Source organism: Catellatospora sp. NPDC049111 (assembly GCF_040648615.1).
Classification (GTDB): domain Bacteria; phylum Actinomycetota; class Actinomycetes; order Mycobacteriales; family Micromonosporaceae; genus Catellatospora; species Catellatospora aurea.
This window is the reverse complement of sequence record NZ_JBEZEB010000071.1, coordinates 1-20513: the sequence shown is the minus strand read 5'-3', so window position 1 is coordinate 20513 and position 20513 is coordinate 1. Positions and strand designations below refer to the sequence as shown.

The following is a 20513-nucleotide window of genomic DNA, read 5'->3' as shown; positions in this document are numbered from 1 at the left end:
TCGGCCTGGCGTCGCATGCCGCGAGCGCCGGGCGGGCAGGGCTGCCACACTGGCGGCATGGGCAAGGCGCGGACGGTCGACGACTACATTGAGGGCTTCACCGGGCAGAGTCGCGAGCTGCTTTTGCAGCTGCGAGCACTGGCCCACGAGGCGGTCCCCAAGGCGAGCGAGGCGATCAAATGGGGGTATCCGGCGTGGCTGCACCCGTCCGGGACGATCCTGTTCATGGTCAGCGGTCACGCTAGACACGCGAGCGTCGCATTCACGCCCAGCACTCGCGAGGCGTTCGACGCCGATCTTGCCGGCTTGGCCACAGGCAAGGGCACAGTCAAACTCCCGTACGGCGAACGCGCGCCGGTCGACCTGCTGCGCAGGATGATCGCCTATCGCGTGCGCGAACACGAGGACGATGGCGTCCTTTGGATGTGACAGCATCGTGAACCAGTGAGATCGTTTCCGCGTAGGCGAATGTGAGCGCGCCGTCAGCCTCGGCACGCTCGAATTTGCCGCGATTCGCGCACGCAAAATGGATCATGTGATCGCTCAGCGACGCCTGAACGGGAGTACGCTGGTCGAGGGTGCCGAGCGACGGCTCATGCGCGGCGCCCGGGCGGCACCGTGCGCTTGATGGATCCACCAGCCCAGCAGATCTGGTCCACCGGGCTGAACCGAGTCGAGGCGGGGCTCTGAACTGATCGGGACATTGCAGGTGGTGATGCCTTGCTGTCCCCTCGCCGCGCTGCGGATCAGCTGCTCGGCAGAGGGAGAGCGACCCGGGCGACGAGGAACTTCGGCGCCATCTCGCAGTAGCTGTCAGCGACCAGCTCGGCGATCTCAGTCCAGTCCGTGTGGTCACCGAGGACGGCAGCGGCGACATTATGGCCCCATGGGGCGCGGAAGAACGGGAAGCCGTGGGCGGTCAGGCTGAGCAGGTCGCCGATGGGTACGCGAAACGTCATCACGGTCGGTGCTTCGTCGGCGATCAGCTGCCGGGCGTAGACCGGGAAACGTTCCGGGTCCGGTGTGTAGACGTGGGCGACCGTCCGCGTGCGGACCCGCCAGCGGACGCCGATCCAGGCCGGTTCCTCGTACGTGTCGGGCAACTGCCGACAGATCGGTCGCAGCCGGTCCAGGATCTGCGGTGGCACGTCTCCAGGGCCGGACATAGGCCGACAGTAACGGTTGTCAGCGAACTTCGCGCGCCGGTCGTTCGTCGCAGCCGTCGCGAGCAGGAGAAGCCAGGCAGGTTCGGTCGTGGGCGGCTACGGGCAACGTCCGTCGCCGCCCTGGCCATGACGACTACGGCAGCCGCAGCTCACCTGCCATCGTGATCATGTACTTAGGGTTCATGTAGCCCCGGAGACTCCAGACTTCATCCTGGCGGCTATTTACCCTGCTCAAAGCCGGTTCGCGGGCCGCGTCTCGGGGTGCGTTTCGGGCGGCTCGCTCAATAGGCGGGAAGAGATGACGCTCCTTCTACCGGAGGTGATGTCGCGAGGCCTATTGCGAGGGTCGACGCCTGGGTGAGAACGGCGACGACTTTGTCGACGGTGCTGGTTCGTCAGGCGTCTTGGCTGTTGCCGAGACAGGTGAGTCCTTCGGGATCGAGGAGGACCAGATCGTCGGCGGCTGTGGCGAAGATGCGTCTGACGGGGCGGGGTGTTGGCATGGTGTCGAGGATCTTTCCGTCGAGCAGGTTCCAGATGCGCAGGGTGCGGTCTTCGCAGGCGGTGATCGCGGCTGGGGTGCCGCCGAACGTGGTGGCTAGTAGCGCGTTGACCGGGGCAGGATGGTGCAGCTTTGGCCCGCGGCGCTCGCCGGTCTGTAGATCCCAGGAGGATGTCAGGCCGTCGTCGCCGACGGTGACGGCTGCCGGGCGGCCGTGGATGTTGAGGGTGTTTATCGCGGTGATGGGGCCGTTGTGGGCGGCGATCGGGGCGGCGTGGGCTGTCAGGTCGGTCTCCCAGCGGCGCAGCTTGCCCTTTCTGCTTGCGCTCAGGATGGTTGTGCGGCCCTCGAGTGTGGTCACTGCCAGGCAGGCGTTGGAGCCGGGCTTCTTGCTGGGTCGGTGGCCCAGCATGTGCATTGTTTGCAGGTCCCAGGTGATCATCGAGCCCCATTGGTCGCTCAGTACGACGATCTTGGTGGGGCCTGAGGCGTCACAGGCAAGGCCGGCGAGGGCGGCGCGTTGGGGGCTCTCGTCGGGCAGGGGTAGGTGGCTTCCGTCGTCTAGATAGACAGCGGTGAACGGGCCTGGGGTGGCGGAGATGCCGACAGGCCGGTTGCCAAGCGTCAGGCATCGCAGGCGGACCCCGTAGGGGGTTCTCATGGCGGAGACGGTCAGCGGCGGGCCTGCCTGCTGGCCGTCGCTGAGGTCGTGAAGGCGCAGCGTGGCGTTGTCGTCGATCACGGCGATGACCTGCCGGCTGGCGACGGTCACGATGTCGGCGTCGAGGTAGACGGGCGCCTTGCTGCCGCTGCTCATGTCGCCGTCTGCGGCGGGAGCGGCTCCGGTCGGGGCGGGCTTCAGGTCGAGGATGTTGACGCGGCCTTCAGTGCTCCAGCCTTGGACCGCGATGATGGACCTGGTCGAGATGTTCGGCGGGCTCACGGCGACCTGTTCCGCTTCCTGTGTGAAGTCGGTCATCGTGTCGCCGGCTGGCAGGCCGGTGAGCAGGTCCAGGAGACGTACTCGTCCGCCGCTGGACAGGACGGCGACGGGGCGTTGTTCGACCACAGTGCAGGCCAGGCCACCGACGGACCCGACCCCGGTCGGGTAGGACGCCACCGGCTCGGGCTCGTGCGGGAGCCATAGCTGCAGCAGGCCGCGCTCATCGACGGTCACCGCATGCGGTTGGTCTGCCAGCCGGGTCCAGCCGACTTGGCTGATGTTCGCGGTGGGGCGGGGCTGCCCGATCTGTCGCCGGGTGGCCAGGTCCCAGAAGCACACGGTAGCGGCTTCGCCTCCGCTGCCTGTCACCGCGATCGGTGGCCCGTCGGGGCTGATCGCGATGCTCGAGACGTAGCAGGAGTGCCCGCCGTTGAACTTCGCGAGTCGTTGCCCGTTCGGGATGCTCCACAGCAGCAGGTATCCCTCCCGAGTCCCGGCGAGCGCGACGCCGGCGCCGGCGAACTGGCCGACGGCGACCGAGGTGAGGTGGCCCGCGGGTCGGGGAATGTCATCGGGATCGGTGGCAGTGAGCACGTCGCCAGTGGCGGTAGCCCACACGAGTGCTTGCTGCTCGGTGACCGCGGCGATGATCTGCTGCCCGTCAAGGGCCGCGAACGTGGCATCGCGGTAGAAGTCCTGTTCGCCGTCGCTCATCTGGCGGGCCTGGACCGAGCCTTCGACCATATCGATCGTATGAACAACCCCGTCCTGGTCGAAGCACAACCCGACCTGCCGCCCATCGACCGCCGCCACCGCCGTCGCGGCGATCAGGTGGCCCAGCTGGTAGATGTGCTGCAATCCCGAGTTCAGCGGCGGACCAGCCGCCCAGTTCGGCAACCACGCCGCGGGCTGGCGGGTGCCTAGCTGCTGCGCCGTGACGGTCTCCCCGCGGCGCAGCAGCTCGACCATCAAGGCGACCTGCCACAGGTGTCCGGTGCCATCGGCTGTCGCGCGTCGCGCGGCCCGCCACGCCGCCAGCAGCGTCCTGCCCTGCGGCGTAGTGTCCGAGCCGAGCGCGGCCAGCACATCACCGTGGGAAGCGGCGAGAAGATCGAGTTCGCTTGCCGAGAGGTCGTTCATCGCCGCCGTTTCTGCCCGTGAGGTCCGCAATCCTGCGGAAGGATAGCGGGGGAGGACGACACCTCATGGGGCGTGGCAAGTGCACGGCTGCGGTCACGGACCACTCCAAGAAGGAGCGTTTGCCCTGGTCCACGCATCCGCTATCCCGGAGCGGGCAACGGTATGCGGTGCTACGGAGATCAATCCCTGTTAAGGATTAGCCCAGCTCGAGCCGAAACTGCTCGCGAAGGGCCAAGAACAGCTCGTCGGTGTCTTTGTTGAAATTGGCATCCGCATCGGGGGTTGTTTGCTGCAACCTTTGGGCAAACTGATCCGCAAGATCCACGACGGCCGGCTGGCACAGGAGGTAGAGGGCGGAGCGGGCTAGCTGCATCCGGTTACGCCATGAGCGACGCTCGACCTGGTCAAGGCTTGCCTTACCGCTGGTTCGGTAGAGCCAGAGCAGGTGATGTGTCGTGGTGAGAAACTCGGTGGCTGCGCGAAGCTTCTGGTCGCGCTGCCACTGCTGATGCTCACGACGAGCGTTGAGCCGTGCTCCTAGCAGTACAGCCGCCAGGCTTATCAGCGCGCCTGCGACACCGGCGAGAAGGGCCTCCATGCGGTGAAGGTAGCTGGGCCCGTCTATCTTTGCCAGAAATCTTTTGCCCTGGTTTGAACGACGTTCGCACGCGGCTGGGGATGGCCGTGTCCACGATCGGTGAAAGTCAGTAGTTGATCAGGGACGTGCGCAAGGTCCGCTTAAGGCGAGGCCGAAGCAGCTCGCGAGCTTCGCTCCCGTCGCGTTCAATAACCAGGTGATCACCATGCGCCCCGTCGTCGAAGTCATGCGGCTGAACGCCACGCCCCCGTGGCAATTCGCCCAGCGTGACCCGTTGTCCTGGCTGGCGCTGCACGGCGCCTGCACGGATGACGAGGTCAGCCTGTTCCTGGCGCTCCTGGCCGACCGGTACGGGGTCCTGACGGGCCCGGACCCGGCCTGGATCATGGAGGCGCTGCTGGCCGAGGAACTGATCATCATCAGCGGCGGCGTGCTGATCCACGACCCGAAATCGGGCATGACGATCGCCCCGAGCTGCTGCTGCGGCCTGGAGGACTGGCGCGAATGGCAGCAGGCACCCGCCGGGGTGGCACCGTGGATGGGCCACAGCCCCGACCCCGAGATGGAATTCCACGAAACCCACCTGCGGGTATGGCAGAACGGCGACGCCCGCCTCCCCGGCACCCACGTCGACGTCCCCCGGTCCGCCCTACCTGCCCTGCTGGCGGGGGTCCGGCAGGACCTGATCGGCTTCCTCGACGCGCTGCGCGCCTGGGCCCGCCGGCACGGATGCGCCGATCACGTCGACGCGTTCATCGCAAAGGTCGACGGGGACCTCGCCGTCTCTGCCGAGCTGAACCCGGCCGGCCTCACCACGGGTGGAGCGGTATAGGACTGCCTTCACGCAGGTAGGACAACGCCCACCGCGCCTCCTGCCGCAGGAGTGGGGTCAGGCGCGGTTCTGCCAGGAATGCCTCGTACAAGGTCGTGCCTCGGCTGGGATCGGCGTCGGCGTCGGCGACGCAGCGGATCGCCGCACTGCGTACCACGAGATCCTCATCGGCGAGGGCCTGCTCGACCGCCTCCCGGCTCGCCGGGCCGGTGTGCTTGGCCAGTGCCCTGACGGCGTTGACGCGGTGCAGGAAGTCCTTGTGCCGGGCCTGCTCGCAGAGGATGCGCGTAGCGCGCGGGTCGTCGATGTCGCCGAGGATCACGATCTCCGTGGTGCCGACGCGGCTCGGCAGCCGGGCGAGGAACTCCTCGGGCGCGACCGAGGCGGCGATGTGCAGGGCGGCCGACCAGCCGTCGCCCAGTTCCCGGCCGGTGGCTTTCGTGACCAGGTTCGCCCTGGCCCTGCCGTAGTAGAGGTCGAAGACACGGCGCGCTCCGGTGAGCCCGGCAGCGATCAGGGCTTCGTCGGCCCTGGGCTCCCAGTCGAGAACCTTGACGATCACGGCATCGAGACCATCGTTCATCGGCCCATGATGCCATTGATCTTGTCGACCGCATGATGGGTGCCACAGCCACGGCAACCCGGCCGCCCGCTGAACCGAATGCAGACGCTGAGCGGGCCGGGCGGGCGCTTGCGGCCGAACATGATTCGCGAGACACGGGCCTAGTGGCGGGACAGTGGTCGCCCAGTGCCTACGCGATGTCCATGGTCCTACTGGCGGTAGCCAGGTTCTCGTGCATGGTGATGAGGTCGCCATGGGCGCAGCCGACTCCAGGTGGTGTCCTCGGGGCAGGTGCTCTCAGTCACGCAAGATCGAGAGGGCGGCGGCTGGCTATGGCCGCCGCCACCCGGCGTGGTGATCATGTAAGTGGCAGGTCAGCTACCATCGTGATCATGTACTTAGGGTTCATGTAGCCCCGGAGACTCCAGACTTCATCTCGAAGCTGTTTGTCCAGGTCGGCCTACAGGAACTCGCCGACAACGACATCGCCCCGGACGTCCGTCTGCCTGCCCCCGCACCTGGCCAGACCTGCCCTCGAAGCACTGCTCTGGGCCGCAGGTCCAGACGGCCCCTGGCACCAGGGCTGGGCAACCGAGACCGCCGCAGCCGAAGCCCGCCACACTTCCGACACGCTCCTACAGGTGCTCCGAAAAGCCGGCGGTCAGCCCTAGCCGAGGCAGGCACGGACCGCCTGTCTATCGGGGTGGTCCGAAACTCACAGATACACAGGTCATGCGAAGACGGGCGGGTCCCAAACTAACGGATAACCGGCGCCCGATCTGACGAACATAATCACGGCGGGCTCATTGAAGCTCTCTACCAACCGCTGGGCCGTGGGCAGCGGGTCCCAGTAGCCGATCATCGTCCTATCGTGCCCGACGGGGGCGGGGGTGTTCCCGGCCGACCTGGGGCGCCTACCGGAAGGCCTCGCAGGCACTTCTGAACATGCGCTCGTTGCCTGTCCAGGCTGGCCGCGCTGTTCGCGGGTTAGTTCCAGTTCGTGGCGGTGCATGTCGTGATCTGGCACTGCTCGCACAGATAGAGGGTGCGCCAGCCGTGCCCGTACTCGCGGATGTAGTTCTGCACCGTGAGGACGTGGAACATCGAGCGGTTGCAGCTTCGGCAGTGTGGGTTCGGGTAGAGCCCTATCGGTGGGCCGCCTGCCGTCCCGACCAGGCCTGGTGTCGACAGGATGTGTCCGTTGCTGTAGACAAGGTCGCTGTCGTACGGCCGGAGCACAGCGATGCCGGTGCCGCGCGGGTCGCTGTTGTCGACCTCGGTGTCGTCGTCACGAGACGGCTCGTCGAAGGTAACAGTCTCGTCGTGCCAGAGGCCGTCTGGGCCGGCCGCCGCGGTCAGCGTCCAGCCAACCGAGCCCTTCGGGCTGGCCAGGTGCACCCGGTCGGCAGACCAGTCCGGCATACCGGGCAGCTGATCGAGGCGCAGCGACAGGTAATGCCACACCGCCGGGGTAGCCTCCGGTCGACGAACGACCTGGTCCAGGGGCAGTCCGACGGGATGATCCGCAGTGAGCAGCTCGGCGGGGTCGGATACGGTCTGCAGTTCGACGGCCTGCCGGTGCGGGGTGAACCGGTACTGTGCCGGTCCGGTGGCGGGGGTCCAGATGCCCGAGTCCTCGAACTCCTTGCCCGGGTCCGCGCCGTCGCGAACGAGGCCGGCGATCGCGGTGAGCGCGGCCTCGGTCCCGATCGCCGCGAGCGCCCACGCTTCCGGGTATGACCAGCGGCTTCGTAGCCTTCGCTCCAGGTGCTCCACGCAGCGGTCGGGCGCGCCGTTGAGCAGCACGCACAGGTTGTCGAAAGTCACGTCGAAACCGTCAAGGAACCCGGTGACGACGGCTTCCTGATGCGGCCGGAACCACTCCGGACGGGTTCCGGCCACGTACGCGAAATGGTCGCCGAGGTCGTTGCGCAGCCGCTCGTCAGTGGCGGCCCGACCGAGAAGCTCCACCAGGGCCGTGACGTCGACCGCGGTGTCGACCGGGAAGGTGGCAGCACCGGTGTAGGTCTTGATCGGCATTCGCGGACTGTACCAAGGCGGCTCACCACACAGCTGCGAGCGCAAACCTGCAGTCGGACGCGCAGACACCGTAACCGGCGTGGTCGCGGCGTTACCGAGTGATCATGGGCCCGCTTTGGGCTGCGGGATTCGATCCTCTATGTGATCACCGTGCGGGTGAGGAGCATTGATCCGGTCGGCATTGACGCCATTGTCGACGCAGACGAACCGATGCCCTGCGGCCCGCTCGCCCGTAGCGACCAGGGCGGGCCGCCGCGGGCGCCGATCCGTTAGGTTTCCGCGCATGGACCTATCCGAGGACGTCACGCCCGAGCAGGTAGAGCTCTGCCGTCGATTCGAGGTCCTGCCCGTGGCGGCGGCCGCGGCATTGAACACCGGGGTCTCGCGCAGCATGCTGTCTCGCGGGCTACGGCGTGGCGTGTCGCTGAGCTCTGGTCCGTCGTCGGTCAATTGGCCGGTGTACGGAGTCCGCGAGGCCCTCGAAGGCGGTACCACCGGCTGGTACCTGTGGACTGGCGAGTACTCGAGGGCAGACGACTTCTACGTGCCTTGGCATACCGCGCATTTGCGCGAAGGGTGGCCCGAGGTTGTGCCGTATTTGGCGTTGCCGCCAGGCTGGAGGTTCGTGATTGCGCCAGGCTACGAAGACGTGTGGTTCGAGCGGCCCGACGGCTGACCCCTGGCGGGACCGACGCCGGATCGTCAGGGGTTTCGGGCGCGAGGGAAGGTCAGCGCTGCCCGCTCGGCCTTGCCTAGCGTGCCGTGCTGCACCATCGTGTCGAGCACCTGTTTCCACCCGTCCTCAGGCTGGGGCCGGTCTGGATGGAGCTGCACCGCCAGCAGCGCCGCCTCGGCGACAGTCAGCTGCGCAGGCTGCTTGCCGAAGTACGCCTGTGCGGCGGCGACCAGGCCCACCGCGCCGCGGCCGTAGTCGGCGCTGTTGAGGTAGAACCCGAGGATCTCGGCGTAGGCATACTTTTCCTGGAGCTTGCCGGCCATTATCCGGATTCGCCAGGTGGACTCGTCGGCCTCGGTGTCCTGGGTCGCGAGCAGGACGTACCGGCGGGTGATCAGCGACGTGTTGAACACGTTGCCGGCGTCGTCGGCGTAGAAGTCCGGGTCGACGGCGGCAACGAACGCGTTGGCCACCTCGGTCGGCAGGTCCTCGATCCGTACGATCGGATGATCGACACGGAACTCGCCCGGCTCAGGCACGGTGGAGATGTAGTACTCGACGAAGCCGAGGAAACCTCCAGCGGCGAGCAGCATGGCGATCAGGATTCCGGCGATCCACCGCAGGTGCCGGCGGCGCGGTGACGGCATGGCGGGCGGCTGCTGTTCGACGTCGACGACGGTCATGCCGACACCGTAGGTGCTATGACGTCGTTTCACAGCCCCGAGCTGTCCAGCCCACGGGAACGCTCAGGACCTCGCGGCTACATGGCTCGGAGGACCTTCCTGCCGTCCCACCTCGCAACGTCGTCGCGGGCACGGTGAACGAATCCCCATCCCCAAGTCGAGGCGGCCGGCTTACATCAGCCCGAGAACGCCGCGCACGGCTCACGCCGGAGCGGAGTGCCAGACCGCGCCCGAAACTGCGTCTGTGCTGGGCGATCGAGGTCAAGATGCCTCGTTTACCCGGTCAATCCCCGGGCCCTGCTCGCGCCGCATTGACGTAGTGCGGCAACGCGCGGCCAAGTTGGCCGGGCAGCGACCGCGCGACGTCCGTCGCCGCCCGGCGGTAGCGATCATGTAAGCAGCAGGTCACCGGCCATCGTGATCATGTACTTAGGGTTCATGTAGCCCCGGAGACTCCAGACTGTTCCCCCAACGCGTATGTCCAGGTCAGTGGCTATGTACCTTGGCGTTCTGGGGGTGCGTCTCGGTCTACGCGGTTGTCACTCGTACATGGCGTCCGGAAGTGTCGTATTGCCGGGGCACGATCCGACGTCATGAGGGATGTGGCTGGCGGCTTGTGGGGCAGTGGCGTGGAGTTCAGGATGGCGCAGGGCGCGGAGATCGTCGATCACGACGCTGACTCCTACAAGATGCGGGTCAGCATCCCGAGCGATGAGCACGGGTATTTTCGGGCGACAGTGTCCGAGCTGTCGACAGGTCTTTCGGGTTGATGGTGATGATTACGGGGCGCTGCCTGACGAGATCGAGCTGTGGTGTGTGTACTGCGGCCGTCACGCTGAGCACAGCGAGTTCATGACGCAGCAGCAGCTCGACCGGGTAACTCGTGCTGCCGAAGACCTCGGTGCACAGATCGTGGGCCAGGCTCTCGACCGGGCGTTCGGCCGGTTCGCGTCCCCGCGCCGCTCTTCTCGCCGCTCCGGGTTCGGTATCGACATCAACTTCAGCTACCGATCCGAACCCTTTTACCCCGTGCCGCTGCCGGGCATTGACGAGGAAAAGCTGATCCGGATCCGCACTTGCGCGGGTTGCTCCCTGCGGTATGCGGTGTTCGGCGAACACCGGTTCTGCCCGGTCTGTGGGCGGCTGCCTGCCATGGTCGTGGCCATGGACGCGCTGGGCGCTGAGACCACCCGCCTGGACGGTTTGGCGCAGCTTCCGGCGCAGGTGGCAGCCAGCTTGCGCGAACAGGGTGTCTTCACCCGATTGTGGGTGGACACCTTGGAGAACCTGGTCAGTGTGGTGGAGACGCTCGGATCGGCGGTGTTTCGTGACGCGGTCCAGGATGCCGAACAGCGCCTTAACGGCAAGGGCAACATCTTCCAGCGGCTCGATCACACCGCCGTCTTGTTTGTCGACGCTGGCTACCCCGACCTGCGGACGGTAGTCGCTCCGGCGTGTTGGCAGCGCCTGGTCGAGTTCCGGGCGGCGAGGCATGTCTTCACCCACAACGACGGGCTGGTCGACGCGAAGTACCTGGCCAAGGTTCCGGCGAGTATGGCCAAGGTCGGCCAGCGCCTCACGATCACCGAGGACGTCTGCCGCCAGGCGATTACGGACACAGACGCGCTTTGTCATGCTCTCACCGCTCTTACCACGCCGTGATCGATCGATGTTCTTGTAAGCAAAGTCGATGCTGAGCTGGCTGATCGTCGATGTGGCCATGGTCGACGGACTCGGCTGTGGCGCACCTGGTAGCGCGCCTCGACTCGCGGTCGCCCGAATGGGGCGGGGGCGCAGCTGAGGGTGGCCGAGCTTATCGGTCGAGTTGTAGGCGGCGCCAGGCGTGAAGCGTCAGCAGGCCGAACGTGATGGGGAAGGCTGCGGCGAGCGCAAGTTGGGCCGGGGTGACCGTGTTGGGCAGCAAGGCCCAGAGCGCGGGCGCTGCGGGTGGGAACCAGCCTGCGTCGGCTCCGGCTACGACGACGATCTGGGTGACGGCCATCAGGGTGACCGTGGTGGCAATGGCGGGCAGCAGACCTCGGCCGAGGGTGGCGGCCCAGGCTGCGGGCACGGCCAGGAGGGCGGTCATGATCGCGAGGGCCAGCAGCCGGGAGAGGCTTGCCCAGTCCGCCGCTTCGGGCAGCTGTCGGGTGACGGCGATGGCGGCCAGGGCGACGGCGAGGGTGAGCGCTGCTGCTGTGGCGGTGGCCCAGAGTAGGAAGACGAGGAGTTTGGCCAGCGCGAGGCTGGGTCGTGAGACCGGGATGGCGAAGAGGCCGGTGATGGTGCCGTCGGTGAACTCCCGGCCGAACATCCAGCTCAGGGCGACGCCGAAGGCGAGGAGTCCGGCTGCTGCGGTCACCTGGGTGGCGACGTTGAGCATGGCTGGCCATCCGCCGGCGGTGGCGAGCGGGCCGAGTTTGGCGGCGAGCTGTTCGTTGCCGCTGCCGGCGGCGGCCGTGGTGGCTGCGGCGAGTGCGGCGACGCCGGCGACGAGGAGGATCGCTGTGCTGGTCAGTGTCCGTGAGGCGGTGGCTTTGCGGCCTTCGACGGTGATGGCGGTCGTCAACATGCGTGCGTTCATGCCATGCTCCGTCCGTGCTGGGTGTCGTCGGCGTGCACGAGCGCGAAAAATGATCGTTCGATGTCGACGCCGTGCGGGTCGAGGGATCCGATCACCTGGCCTGCGTTGATGACGGTGATCCGGTGGGCGACCCGGGCTACCTCGTCGAGGTGGTGACTGGACACCAGCACCCCGGTCCCGTTGGCGGCCCGCCGCAGCAGCGCCTCGCGTAGCAGGATGACGCCGGCCGGGTCGAGGGCGTTCGTCGGCTCGTCGAGGACGATGACCTGGGGATCGTGCTGCAGCGCTGCCGCGAGGCCGAGGCGCTGCCGGTTGCCCAGCGACATCCGCCGCGCTCGGACCGGCGCGTACCGGGCGAGGTTCAGCTCGGCCAGGACCCGGTCCACCATTTGTGCTGCTTGCGTTCTGGTCGCGCCGTGCAGCCGAGCAGCCAGGATGAGGTTCGTCCTGCCGTCCAGCTCGCCGTAGGCAAGTGGCGTCTCCACCAGGTGTCCAACGGTCGTCCAGTCGGCGCTGTTCAGCGGCTGGCCGTTGATCGTGACCGTGCCCGCCGTGGGGCGCAGCATGCCCAGCAGGAGCCGCATGACGGTGGTCTTGCCTGCTCCGTTCAGTCCCACGAGGGCATGGATCTCACCGGCCGCGACGTCGAGGTCGACGCTGCTGACGCCGGCACCGCCGCCGAACTGCCGCGTCATACCGTGGACTTCGATGCGCAGCGAGGTCATCGCCGTCCTTCCAGCACGTCCAGAGCGGATTGCACCGCGTCGGACAGGGTGAGGTCGTCGCGTTGGGACCACTCCAGCAGCGCCGCGGTGATGCCGGCTAGCGTCGCGGCGGTAGCGACCCGTGCCGAGCCCCGGTCAGCGCCATCGCGGACCAGTCGGTCGACGATGATCTGCTCGGTGTCGGTGTTGGCTGCCGCGATCGCGGCACGTAGGGAGGGCGTGGATGCGGCGATCCGCACCCGCCGTCGGACGGTTTCGCTCTCCGGTTCTGGCAGCTGGCTCCAGGCGGCTCGTACTCCGGCGGTGGTCCTGGCCAGCGGGGCCAGCTCGCGCGGCTGAGCGGAGATCGTGTCGGCGATCACCGGGTCGTACGGATCCTCGACCACCAGCCGCTCCTTCGCGCTGAAGTGGCGGAAGAACGTCATCTCGGTGACGCCTGCGGCAGCCGCGATGTGCGCCACGGTCGTCTGCTCGTAGCCCTGCCGCTCGAAAAGGTCCAGCGCGCATTCCAGCAGACGGGCGCGGGTCCGAGTCCGCCTGCCCTTCACTTCGCCGTCGTCGCTCACGCCGCAAATGTTAGCCACTAACATTTGTGCCAGCAAGCGGGTGATGCGCTCCTAAAGACTGCTGGTCGGCAGACGGGGCGGGCGTCGCTGCGGGCTGTCCGCCGGTGGCCTTGCTGAGGGATCGTCCCAACCTGGGCCACCTGATCACCTCTGCCGCCTATCGACACCGTGTCACCGAGGTCAACGGCCCGCACGCTGGCTGAGTCGGTCGGCAGCGTTTGCTGCCGACCGCCGAGTCGGCATGGACACTGAGGCGTCGTCATGTCCAGGACCTGTCGCGGTCCCAACGAAGTGATGCGCCCGACCCGACGCGTGGCGTCATCGGCGCTGATCGGTCTGGTAGACGTCCGGGATGTCGTCGGCGTTCTGGTCGAGGATCTCCGCTTCGTGGATCTTCTTGTAGGCGCGGTCGCGTGTCCGCAGCACCGCTGTGGCCAGCAGCGCGGCGGCAAGAGAGCCGACGAGCACGGCGACTTTGACGTGGGCGTCACGGTCGCTGTTGACGCCGAACGCCAGCTCGCCGATGAGCAGCGACACGGTGAAGCCGATCCCGGCGAGGACCGCCAAGCCGAAGATGTCGATCCAGACGAGATCGTCATCGAGTTTCGCTCGGGTGAAGCGGGCGACGAGCCAAGTCGCTGCCATGATGCCCACAGGCTTGCCGACGACAAGTCCGACAATGATGCCGATCGCGACCGGGTCACCCAGTGCGGTGGCCATGCCTTCGACGCCCCCGATGGTGACGCCGGCGGCCAGCAACGCGAACACCGGCACCGCGAAACCTGCCGACAGCGGCCGAGGCGGTGCTCGAAATGCTCGGCGAGACCGTGGCCGTCTGCGGGATCGCCGGCCTGCCGCCGCCGCAGCACCGGCACCGCGAAGCCGAGCAGAACGCCAGCAACTGTGGCATGCACGCCGGAAGCGTGCATCAGCGCCCACGTCGCGAACGCCAGCGGCATGAGCAGCCACCACGACCGGATCCGCCGCTGAACCAGCACGGCGAAAACGGCCAGGGTCAGCAGCGCTCCGGCGAGCGGCACGACGGCGAGGTGGCTGGTGTAGAAGATCGCGATGATGACGATCGCGAGCAGGTCGTCGACGACGGCGAGGGTGAGCAGGAACGTGCGCAGCGCCGTGGGCAGGCGGCGGCCGACGACGGCGAGCACGGCGAGCGCGAACGCGATGTCGGTGGCGGTCGGGATCGCCCAGCCGTTGACCGCGCCGTCGGCCGCCCGCAGGTTGATGACGGTGAAGAGCGCGGCGGGAACGATGACGCCGCCGATCGCGGCAGCGACCGGCACCGCCGCCCGGCGCGGGTCGCGCAGGTCCCCGGCGACGAACTCGCGTTTGAGTTCCAGGCCGGCGACGAAGAAGAAGATTGCCAGCAGCCCGTCGGCGGCCCACGCGCCGAGGGTCAGATCCAGGTGCGCAGGACGTATGTCGCGACGGCGAGCGTTCCGGCGACGGCCAGGGCGATGCTCCGTCGACCGGTGGCCGCGCCTATCCCGAACGCGATGCCGGTGAAGCACCAGGTGAGGGCGATCAGCCCGACCGACGCCGAAGCAATGTTGCCCGCTGGCACGTCGATCCCGACTGCCGGGGCGATCGGCGTGACCACCAGCCACGGGATCGCCGCGATGGTAGTGACCGTGATGCCGGTGGCTGCCAGCCGCTGGACGGCGAACGCCCGACGCGACAGCGGGTTGACCATCAGCAGCTCGATGCCGCCGTCCTCCTCGGGCCGGGGGATGGTACGGGCGATCAGCAGCAGCCCACAGATGATCACCGGGAGGGGGCCGACGTGGCTGTAGACGCTCGCCTGCAGGTAGCCGGCAGCCGAGGTCATGTCGTCGATCGACAGGAAGCTCTTCATGCCCTCAGGCAGGGCGTCGTCTTTCATCTGGGCGGTGCCGGCGAAGCTGCTGTAGAAGGAGGTGTAGATGGCGGTGAACGCGGTGACGCCGACGGCCCAGCCGATGGTGGCCCGGCGGCCGTCGCGCCAGGTCTTACGCATCAGGGGCGACATCTGCGGCTCCTTCACTCTGGTGGTAGAAGCTAGGGAACGTGTCTTCGAGGTCGGGCTCGGTCGACAGCAGGTCGATGACCTCGTGTCGGGCCGCTGCCTTGATCAGCGGGTCGAGGCGGCCGTCGACGGTGCAGCGCAGCACCGGTCCGGTGACGCTGACGTCGCTGACTCCGGGCAGGACTGCGAACTCGGCGGCGTCGACCGTGCCGTCGAAGTGGATCTCGACGGTCCGGACGGCGCGCCGGCCCAGCGACTCGACGCGCTCGACCGCGGCGAGGCGACCGTCGCGGACGATCGATCGGGATCGACAGCGGCGGTGGCCGCAGTTTGGTGCATCAGCTGGACTCAGGGCCTGGTAGGTGAACGTACGACCGAGGCGATGAGTGCTCTACGTGCTGCGGTGGACGACACGGGCCACCCCGTTCGGCCGGCTCGCTGGCGTGACACCGCTCGACTTCGGCGCCCGCGGAGCAGTCCGCTGGGGAGATGACCACCATGGCGTGGGGAGTCGCGAGGCGGCGCCATGACCTCACCCGCAGATCATCGGACGTCTGCGGGCCGACCCGAACCCGGATGTGGTGTGCACAGCCCGCCGGTTCCAGGCTCGGCGAGCGGCCACGGCCTTGTCATAACAATGGACGGAGGCCTGGCACAGAACCAGACAGTGACGCCTACCCGCCAATGACCGGCGCCGGTCCGGTGCTGGTTCGCACACTGCAGGCGATCCGCGGTGTTCCGCGCGCCGCACGACCACACCCCGGCCAGCCCAGGGCGCCGAACAGAGAGACGATGCGTGTGACGGCACGACTGAAACTGATCAGCAAACTGACCGCGTTTGCCGTGGCCTCGGCGCTGCTGCCTGGCGTCCCGGCGGTGGCGGCGGACCGGTACGACCCGTACACCTCCGCGTTCGCGACGGTGGTGACCGCGCCCGGACAGCTCCAGAGTGTGCAGTTCACCGCTGCGGTGGGCAAGGCCGACTATCTCATCGTCACCAGCAATCCGACGTCGTTGACGTTCGACGGCAACTATCCGATCACGCCGGCCGGCGGATGCGCCCACGTCGCTGGCGACTTGACCAAGGTCACCTGCCCGCACGGGGAGTATTCCTACTACCAGCTACGGATCAATGTCGCTGACGGCGACGACACCGTGCTACTGCGCTACGACAAATACGTCGACATCGCTGAGGTACGCGGCGGCTCCGGCAATGATGTGCTGAGCCACACCCCGGCAGCGAACTCGTACGTCAACGTGCGGCTGTACGGCGAGGCCGGCAACGACCAGATCGAGGACAGGCTGATCGGGCTCCGCAGGACGCTGGTCGACGGCGGTGACGGCGACGACTACCTGTACTGCGAGAGAACTTCGGGCCCACAGCTGTCGTCGATGGTCGGCGGCGGCGGCGCGGACACCTTCGCCGGCAGCTGCTACGTCGATTACACGGCGCGCACCACGGCGGTCCGGGTTTCCGTCGACGACATCGCCGACGACGGCTCCCCTGGGGAGGGCGACAATGTCCAGACATCGATCGTCGGGGTGCTCGGCGGCTCAGGCAACGATGTGCTGTTCAGCACGGTGTCCGCAATGTTGGAGGGCAATGGCGGGGCGGACACACTGTTCGGATCCGACTTCGACGACATCCTGCTAGCCGCCGACGGCACCGGTACGGACATCGTGTACGCAGGATACGGCCACGACAAGTGCAAGACCGACCTCGGCGACACAGTCGCAGGATGCGAGCAAACCTGACCCTGGAGTGGTCAGTTGCCGAGCAGTTGCTTGAAGGTGCCGTTGGGGATGGCGAGTAATGCCACGGCGGCGGCTTGGCGGATCCACCATGCTGCGGCGGCGACGAGGTAGATGGTTATGAGGATGCTGTCGTTGGTGGGGACGTGGACGATGGCGAAGCCGAGTCCGAGGACCGCGGCGAGGGCCGTGGCTGCGGCGCGGTGTCGGGTGAGGGTGAGTGTGACGGCGACGCCGAGTAATGCTGCGCCGCCGCGTCCACCGGCGATGACGAGCAGGTCGTCGGGGATGGGTAGTTCGATGGGCAGGCCGCCCATCCAGGCGGCTTCCATGCCTATGATCCCTGCCGCTGCGAGCAGCATCGCGGTGACGGGGTGGTGTAGCGGGTCTGCCCAGGGTTTGCCGCGCAGTGCTGGGACGTGGGGTGCGGCTATGCCGATGGTGGCGGTGACGGCTGCGGCGGGGGTGGCTGCGATCAGTGCGGGGGTGAGGAAGTCGGGGGCTGTGCCGGGTGGTCCGCCGAAGATCGCGTCGCCGAGTAGGCCGAACAGGCCGGCGATGGCGAGGCCGATGGCTGCGGTGAACGCGAGGATCTTTCCGGCCCGGCTGGCATTGCGACCGGGCGGGGTGTCGGCGGTGTCGGGATGTAGTAGTGCTGCGGCGGCGAAGCGTCCTGCGGCGATGGCGGCCCAGGTGGTGAACATGGCGGCGGTGGCGTACTGGGGCATGTTGAAGTAGGCGCTGATCTTGGCGTAGTCGTCGGTGGTGTAGGTCAGGTGGTCGGGGATCAGCCGGTCGGTGTCGACGATGGCCTGTAGCGCCATCGCCCCGGCTGCTACCGACGGGAGGATGACCGCGGCCAGGTGCCGCACCCGCACCCGCGCCGCCGAGACGGGCGCGGACACCGGCGGTGTTGTGGGCTGGTGGCTGTCGAGCGCGCCGTGTGCCCTGGCCAGGCGGCCGGTGGGAAGTGGCGTCGGGGTGAGCGCGAAGCGCTGCTCGAATGCGGTGGCGGCGTCGATGAGCGTGGCGGCGTCGCCGCCGACGACGATCGCTGCCAGCTGCTCGGGGTCGATGTCGGCTGCGGTGACGGCTTCGGCTGCGGCGGCCAGCAGCGCCTCGCGCATCCGGGCAGCGGGCTGCTGCAGGTGGTCGCGGGTGATCAGGACCGGCGGGTGCGGGTCGGGTAGCACGATGGCGGCCCGGCCGGTGCCGGTCAGCTGGGCCAGAGCGGCACGAACGGCGCTAGACTCGCCGTCTGCAACGGGGCCGCTGCCTTGGGGGACGCCGACTGGCAGGTGATCGGACAGCGCCTGCTCCAGGGCCTGTAGTCCTGCGTCGGGCGCGGGGATGGCTGACAGCAGCTGCCAGCTGCCGTCGCGGTGCTGTACCAGGGACACGTCGGTGCCGGCGGTGCCGCTGTCGCAGACCAGTACGCAGCCTCCATCGGGGACCGGGTCGACGCTGTGCGCGTGGGCTGAGGCGGCGACCGGTGCGGGCACGACGACCGGCTCCGGGAGTGCGGCCTGTGCTGCGGCTTGACGTAGCAGCGTGTGCCGGCGGGGTCCCCAGGCCGGGGGAGCGGTCAGCATCAGGTGGTTGATCGTGCCTGCTGCGGCCGTGGCGGCGTCGGCGACCTGGCGCAGTAGTACGGCGACGGCCCGCACGCCGTCGCCGTCGGCCAGGGACGTGTAGGGGTCGGCGATGACGACAGCATCGGTGGCGTCTGCGTGCGGGGGCAGCGTGACGGCCGAGGGTATCGACGTGGCGGCGCCGAACAGGACCGGGATGCGGCGCGACCCGACTGCGGCGACGGCAACGGTGTCCTGCTCGCCGATGTCGACGGCGAGGGTGACCGCTGTCGATTCCATGCAGGGCAGTGTGCCAAACACGATCCGCTTGCGCTGTCCCCGGGTGACCGATCGGCTACCTGAGGTGGCGGAGCAGTGTCCGTATAGATGATGATGAACGGCGGCCGGTGATCGAGGCCCCGGGGGAGGAGCGCAGATGTCTGCGAGAACACCGACGACGGCCGCACCGCGACCGACGGCCGCACCGCGACGCGGTGTCGCGGGACGGGTGGTGCGTGCGCTGGTGTCGATGATCGGGCTGCTGGTCATGCTGGCCGGGCTGCCCGCAGCGCTCACGGTCGTGGCGGGTTGGCCGCTGCCGGACACGTGGCCGACAGGCCAGCAGTGGCTGGCGTGGTTGGAGCGGCCGGTGACCGTGCCGTTCCTGGTCGGCCTGTTCGCGTGTGCCGGCTGGCTGCTGTGGGTGGGACTGCTGTTCGCGGTGGCCGCGGAGGTCCTGTCGGTGGTGGCGCGAGTGGACACGTCGCGGTGGCGGCTGCCTGCGCCGCTGCGGGCGGTCGCGGCGGGCCTGGTCGGCGCGGTCGTCCTCGCGCTCACCGGCACAGCCGCCCGCGCCGCGACCACACCCGCCCCTGCCGGCGCGGCAGCCGTGACCGGCCCCGCAGCCCCGACCACGGCAGGGACGGCCGCTGTCATGCAGGCAGTCCCGCCCGCGTCGGCTGCGACGACCACCAAAGCCCACCACGGGAAGGTCACGTTCGAGATCCGCGGTCAGCGCTACCACGCCCTCGTACGACGCGGCGACACCATGTCCAAGATCGCCCGGCAGTGGCTCGGCGACGCCGACCGCTGGCCCGAGATATGCCGCCTCAACTGGCACCGCCACTGGCCCAAGACCGGCGGCAAACTCCGCGACTGCGACCTCATCTACCCCCGCTGGGACCTACGCCTACCCGCCGACGCCACCCCACCACCAGGCGCCATACGCATCGGCACACCACCACCCAAGCCGCCCCAGCTGCCGGCCCCACCACCACCGGCACCACAACCAGCCATCACCCCACCCGCAGACCCCGACGGCGTCATCGAACCCGACACCACGACCACCGCCCCACCCGCCACCGGCAACCAGACCGCGCCCCGACCGGACACCGACACCAGCCCCCAGACCGGCCCGCACGAAGGTGTCACCCTGCCCGGCGGATGGATGAGCACCGCGCTCGCCGCCGCGATCCTGGCCGCCGTTGCCGGCGCGTGGGCGATGCGCCGGCACCGCTACCGCCCGCGCCGGCCCACGAGCCTGCAGCACCCAGATCCGTGGTGGCCGCCGCTGCCCCACATCGTCCGCCGCCTACGCGCAGCGCTCCGCAACGACGACCGGCCGGAACTCGACCCCGACAACGACGCGACGCGCGTCGGGCAGACGGCAACCGAGACGGACCGGGACAGCGCACAGACCGACGACGACCGGCTGCAAGGCGGCCCACGCGACATCCGCCCCGACCAGCAGGATCGCGCCCCCGCCAGCTCGATCGACGCTCACGCGACCGCCACCGGGACCCACCTGGCAGGGCTCGGAACGCTGCCACCGCAAGGCGTCGTCCTCGCCGGGCCCGGCGCGCACGCCGCGGCACGCGCCCTCATCGTCGCGGCCGCCACCGCAGCGCCCAAGACCCCCGGCCACCTCATCACGACCCACTCCACCGCAATGGCGCTACTCGGCGACACCCCGCAGCACCCCCGGACGACCGTCGCAGCGACCACCGCCGACGCCATCGAACACGTCACCCGGCTCATCCTGGCCCGCACCCGCCAAACCCACGACCTCGACGAACCCCCAACACCACCGGCCACCGTCCTGCTACTGGACAGCAGCGAAGGCCACGACAAAGTCCTCGACGCGCTCCTAC

Annotated in this window: 19 protein-coding genes and 2 pseudogenes; 8 read left to right on the top strand and 13 right to left on the bottom strand. The window is 68.4% G+C overall.

What is annotated here, in order from left to right:
• Positions 1–57 precede the first annotated feature (57 nt).
• Positions 58–429, top strand: coding sequence for a DUF1801 domain-containing protein (locus AB0B66_RS42700; RefSeq protein WP_360541201.1), 372 nt, complete (start codon positions 58–60; stop codon positions 427–429).
• Between the two features lie 317 nt (positions 430–746).
• On the opposite strand, the gene AB0B66_RS42695 is transcribed toward AB0B66_RS42700, so the two are convergent.
• The 3 genes from AB0B66_RS42695 to AB0B66_RS42685 form a co-directional block, all read right to left on the bottom strand.
• On the bottom strand, positions 747–1166 hold the full coding sequence (locus AB0B66_RS42695; protein WP_360541199.1) for an MmcQ/YjbR family DNA-binding protein: 420 nt from the start codon (positions 1164–1166) through the stop codon (positions 747–749).
• Positions 1167–1561: 395 nt separating this feature from the next.
• Positions 1562–3751 carry a WD40 repeat domain-containing protein gene (locus AB0B66_RS42690; protein WP_360541197.1) on the bottom strand — a complete coding sequence of 730 codons (2190 nt, stop codon included), beginning with the start codon at positions 3749–3751 and terminating at the stop codon, positions 1562–1564.
• Positions 3752–3947: 196 nt separating this feature from the next.
• Complete coding sequence (locus AB0B66_RS42685) at positions 3948–4349, bottom strand: hypothetical protein (RefSeq protein ID WP_360541195.1); 402 nt, start codon at positions 4347–4349, stop codon at positions 3948–3950.
• Between the two features lie 196 nt (positions 4350–4545).
• Here AB0B66_RS42685 and AB0B66_RS42680 point away from each other — a divergent pair, with 196 nt between their 5' ends.
• Positions 4546–5181 (top strand): hypothetical protein, encoded by a 636-nt coding sequence (locus AB0B66_RS42680; RefSeq protein ID WP_360541193.1) that lies wholly within the window; start codon positions 4546–4548, stop codon positions 5179–5181.
• Here AB0B66_RS42680 and AB0B66_RS42675 read toward each other — a convergent pair.
• Positions 5159–5764 (bottom strand): HEAT repeat domain-containing protein, encoded by a 606-nt coding sequence (locus AB0B66_RS42675; protein WP_360541191.1) that lies wholly within the window; start codon positions 5762–5764, stop codon positions 5159–5161. The two genes, AB0B66_RS42680 and AB0B66_RS42675, sit on opposite strands and share 23 nt — an antisense overlap.
• Before the next feature lie 966 nt (positions 5765–6730).
• A complete protein-coding gene (locus AB0B66_RS42670; protein WP_360541189.1) occupies positions 6731–7783 on the bottom strand; it encodes a hypothetical protein in 1053 nt (350 codons plus the stop codon).
• Between the two features lie 283 nt (positions 7784–8066).
• Between AB0B66_RS42670 and AB0B66_RS42665 the strand changes: the two genes are divergently transcribed.
• Positions 8067–8459 carry a hypothetical protein gene (locus AB0B66_RS42665; protein WP_360541187.1) on the top strand — a complete coding sequence of 131 codons (393 nt, stop codon included), beginning with the start codon at positions 8067–8069 and terminating at the stop codon, positions 8457–8459.
• Positions 8460–8485: 26 nt separating this feature from the next.
• Here AB0B66_RS42665 and AB0B66_RS42660 read toward each other — a convergent pair whose 3' ends face one another.
• Entirely contained in the window at positions 8486–9142 is a 657-nt protein-coding gene (locus AB0B66_RS42660) for a transglycosylase domain-containing protein (RefSeq protein ID WP_360541185.1), read from the bottom strand.
• Positions 9143–9735: 593 nt separating this feature from the next.
• Here AB0B66_RS42660 and AB0B66_RS42655 point away from each other — a divergent pair.
• Both AB0B66_RS42655 and AB0B66_RS42650 read left to right on the top strand, forming a co-directional pair.
• Entirely contained in the window at positions 9736–9912 is a 177-nt protein-coding gene (locus tag AB0B66_RS42655; RefSeq protein ID WP_360541183.1) for a hypothetical protein, read from the top strand.
• Between the two features lie 82 nt (positions 9913–9994).
• Positions 9995–10804 (top strand): hypothetical protein, encoded by an 810-nt coding sequence (locus tag AB0B66_RS42650; protein WP_360541181.1) that lies wholly within the window; start codon positions 9995–9997, stop codon positions 10802–10804.
• A 151-nt stretch (positions 10805–10955) separates the two neighbouring features.
• Here AB0B66_RS42650 and AB0B66_RS42645 read toward each other — a convergent pair whose 3' ends face one another.
• From AB0B66_RS42645 to AB0B66_RS42620, 6 genes and pseudogenes are all read right to left on the bottom strand, one after another.
• Positions 10956–11726 carry an ABC transporter permease gene (locus AB0B66_RS42645; RefSeq protein WP_360541179.1) on the bottom strand — a complete coding sequence of 257 codons (771 nt, stop codon included), beginning with the start codon at positions 11724–11726 and terminating at the stop codon, positions 10956–10958.
• Positions 11723–12451 (bottom strand): ABC transporter ATP-binding protein, encoded by a 729-nt coding sequence (locus AB0B66_RS42640; RefSeq protein ID WP_360541177.1) that lies wholly within the window; start codon positions 12449–12451, stop codon positions 11723–11725. The genes AB0B66_RS42645 and AB0B66_RS42640 overlap by 4 nt, the downstream gene beginning before the upstream one ends.
• Positions 12448–13017, bottom strand: a complete 570-nt coding sequence (locus AB0B66_RS42635; protein ID WP_360541175.1) for a TetR family transcriptional regulator — start codon at positions 13015–13017, stop codon at positions 12448–12450. The genes AB0B66_RS42640 and AB0B66_RS42635 overlap by 4 nt, the downstream gene beginning before the upstream one ends.
• 318 nt (positions 13018–13335) lie before the next feature.
• Positions 13336–14546, bottom strand: a pseudogene (gene nhaA / locus AB0B66_RS42630) (Na+/H+ antiporter NhaA).
• Complete coding sequence (locus tag AB0B66_RS42625) at positions 14432–15043, bottom strand: ABC transporter permease subunit (protein ID WP_360541173.1); 612 nt, start codon at positions 15041–15043, stop codon at positions 14432–14434. The pseudogene nhaA and the gene AB0B66_RS42625 overlap by 115 nt, the downstream one beginning before the upstream one ends.
• Positions 15024–15185 carry a hypothetical protein gene (locus AB0B66_RS42620; RefSeq protein WP_360541171.1) on the bottom strand — a complete coding sequence of 54 codons (162 nt, stop codon included), beginning with the start codon at positions 15183–15185 and terminating at the stop codon, positions 15024–15026. The genes AB0B66_RS42625 and AB0B66_RS42620 overlap by 20 nt, the downstream gene beginning before the upstream one ends.
• Before the next feature lie 241 nt (positions 15186–15426).
• Between AB0B66_RS42620 and AB0B66_RS42615 the strand changes: the two genes are divergently transcribed.
• Both AB0B66_RS42615 and AB0B66_RS42610 read left to right on the top strand, forming a co-directional pair.
• Positions 15427–15570 (top strand): lantibiotic dehydratase, encoded by a 144-nt coding sequence (locus AB0B66_RS42615; protein WP_360541169.1) that lies wholly within the window; start codon positions 15427–15429, stop codon positions 15568–15570.
• A 154-nt stretch (positions 15571–15724) separates the two neighbouring features.
• Positions 15725–16795, top strand: coding sequence for a hypothetical protein (locus AB0B66_RS42610; RefSeq protein WP_360541167.1), 1071 nt, complete (start codon positions 15725–15727; stop codon positions 16793–16795).
• Positions 16796–16806: 11 nt separating this feature from the next.
• Here AB0B66_RS42610 and AB0B66_RS42605 read toward each other — a convergent pair whose 3' ends face one another.
• Positions 16807–18663: a hypothetical protein gene (locus AB0B66_RS42605; protein WP_360541165.1), complete on the bottom strand. Its 1857-nt coding sequence runs from the start codon at positions 18661–18663 to the stop codon at positions 16807–16809.
• Positions 18664–18799: 136 nt separating this feature from the next.
• On the opposite strand from AB0B66_RS42605, the pseudogene AB0B66_RS42600 reads away from it, so the two are divergent.
• Positions 18800–20513: pseudogene (locus tag AB0B66_RS42600) on the top strand (hypothetical protein); the annotation flags it as partial.

Excerpts from the sequence above, each read along its gene's own strand:
- AB0B66_RS42700 (WP_360541201.1), top strand. The coding sequence starts at position 58 with ATGGGCAAGGCGCGGACGGTCGACGACTACATTGAGGGCTTCACCGGG.
- AB0B66_RS42695 (WP_360541199.1), bottom strand. The coding sequence starts at position 1,166 with ATGTCCGGCCCTGGAGACGTGCCACCGCAGATCCTGGACCGGCTGCGA.
- AB0B66_RS42690 (WP_360541197.1), bottom strand. The coding sequence starts at position 3,751 with ATGAACGACCTCTCGGCAAGCGAACTCGATCTTCTCGCCGCTTCCCAC.
- AB0B66_RS42685 (WP_360541195.1), bottom strand. The coding sequence starts at position 4,349 with ATGGAGGCCCTTCTCGCCGGTGTCGCAGGCGCGCTGATAAGCCTGGCG.
- AB0B66_RS42675 (WP_360541191.1), bottom strand. The coding sequence starts at position 5,764 with ATGAACGATGGTCTCGATGCCGTGATCGTCAAGGTTCTCGACTGGGAG.
- AB0B66_RS42670 (WP_360541189.1), bottom strand. The coding sequence starts at position 7,783 with ATGCCGATCAAGACCTACACCGGTGCTGCCACCTTCCCGGTCGACACC.
- AB0B66_RS42665 (WP_360541187.1), top strand. The coding sequence starts at position 8,067 with ATGGACCTATCCGAGGACGTCACGCCCGAGCAGGTAGAGCTCTGCCGT.
- AB0B66_RS42660 (WP_360541185.1), bottom strand. The coding sequence starts at position 9,142 with ATGACCGTCGTCGACGTCGAACAGCAGCCGCCCGCCATGCCGTCACCG.
- AB0B66_RS42655 (WP_360541183.1), top strand. The coding sequence starts at position 9,736 with ATGAGGGATGTGGCTGGCGGCTTGTGGGGCAGTGGCGTGGAGTTCAGG.
- AB0B66_RS42650 (WP_360541181.1), top strand. The coding sequence starts at position 9,995 with ATGACGCAGCAGCAGCTCGACCGGGTAACTCGTGCTGCCGAAGACCTC.
- AB0B66_RS42645 (WP_360541179.1), bottom strand. The coding sequence starts at position 11,726 with ATGAACGCACGCATGTTGACGACCGCCATCACCGTCGAAGGCCGCAAA.
- AB0B66_RS42640 (WP_360541177.1), bottom strand. The coding sequence starts at position 12,451 with ATGACCTCGCTGCGCATCGAAGTCCACGGTATGACGCGGCAGTTCGGC.
- AB0B66_RS42625 (WP_360541173.1), bottom strand. The coding sequence starts at position 15,043 with ATGTCGCCCCTGATGCGTAAGACCTGGCGCGACGGCCGCCGGGCCACC.
- AB0B66_RS42610 (WP_360541167.1), top strand. The coding sequence starts at position 15,725 with ATGACCGGCGCCGGTCCGGTGCTGGTTCGCACACTGCAGGCGATCCGC.
- AB0B66_RS42605 (WP_360541165.1), bottom strand. The coding sequence starts at position 18,663 with ATGGAATCGACAGCGGTCACCCTCGCCGTCGACATCGGCGAGCAGGAC.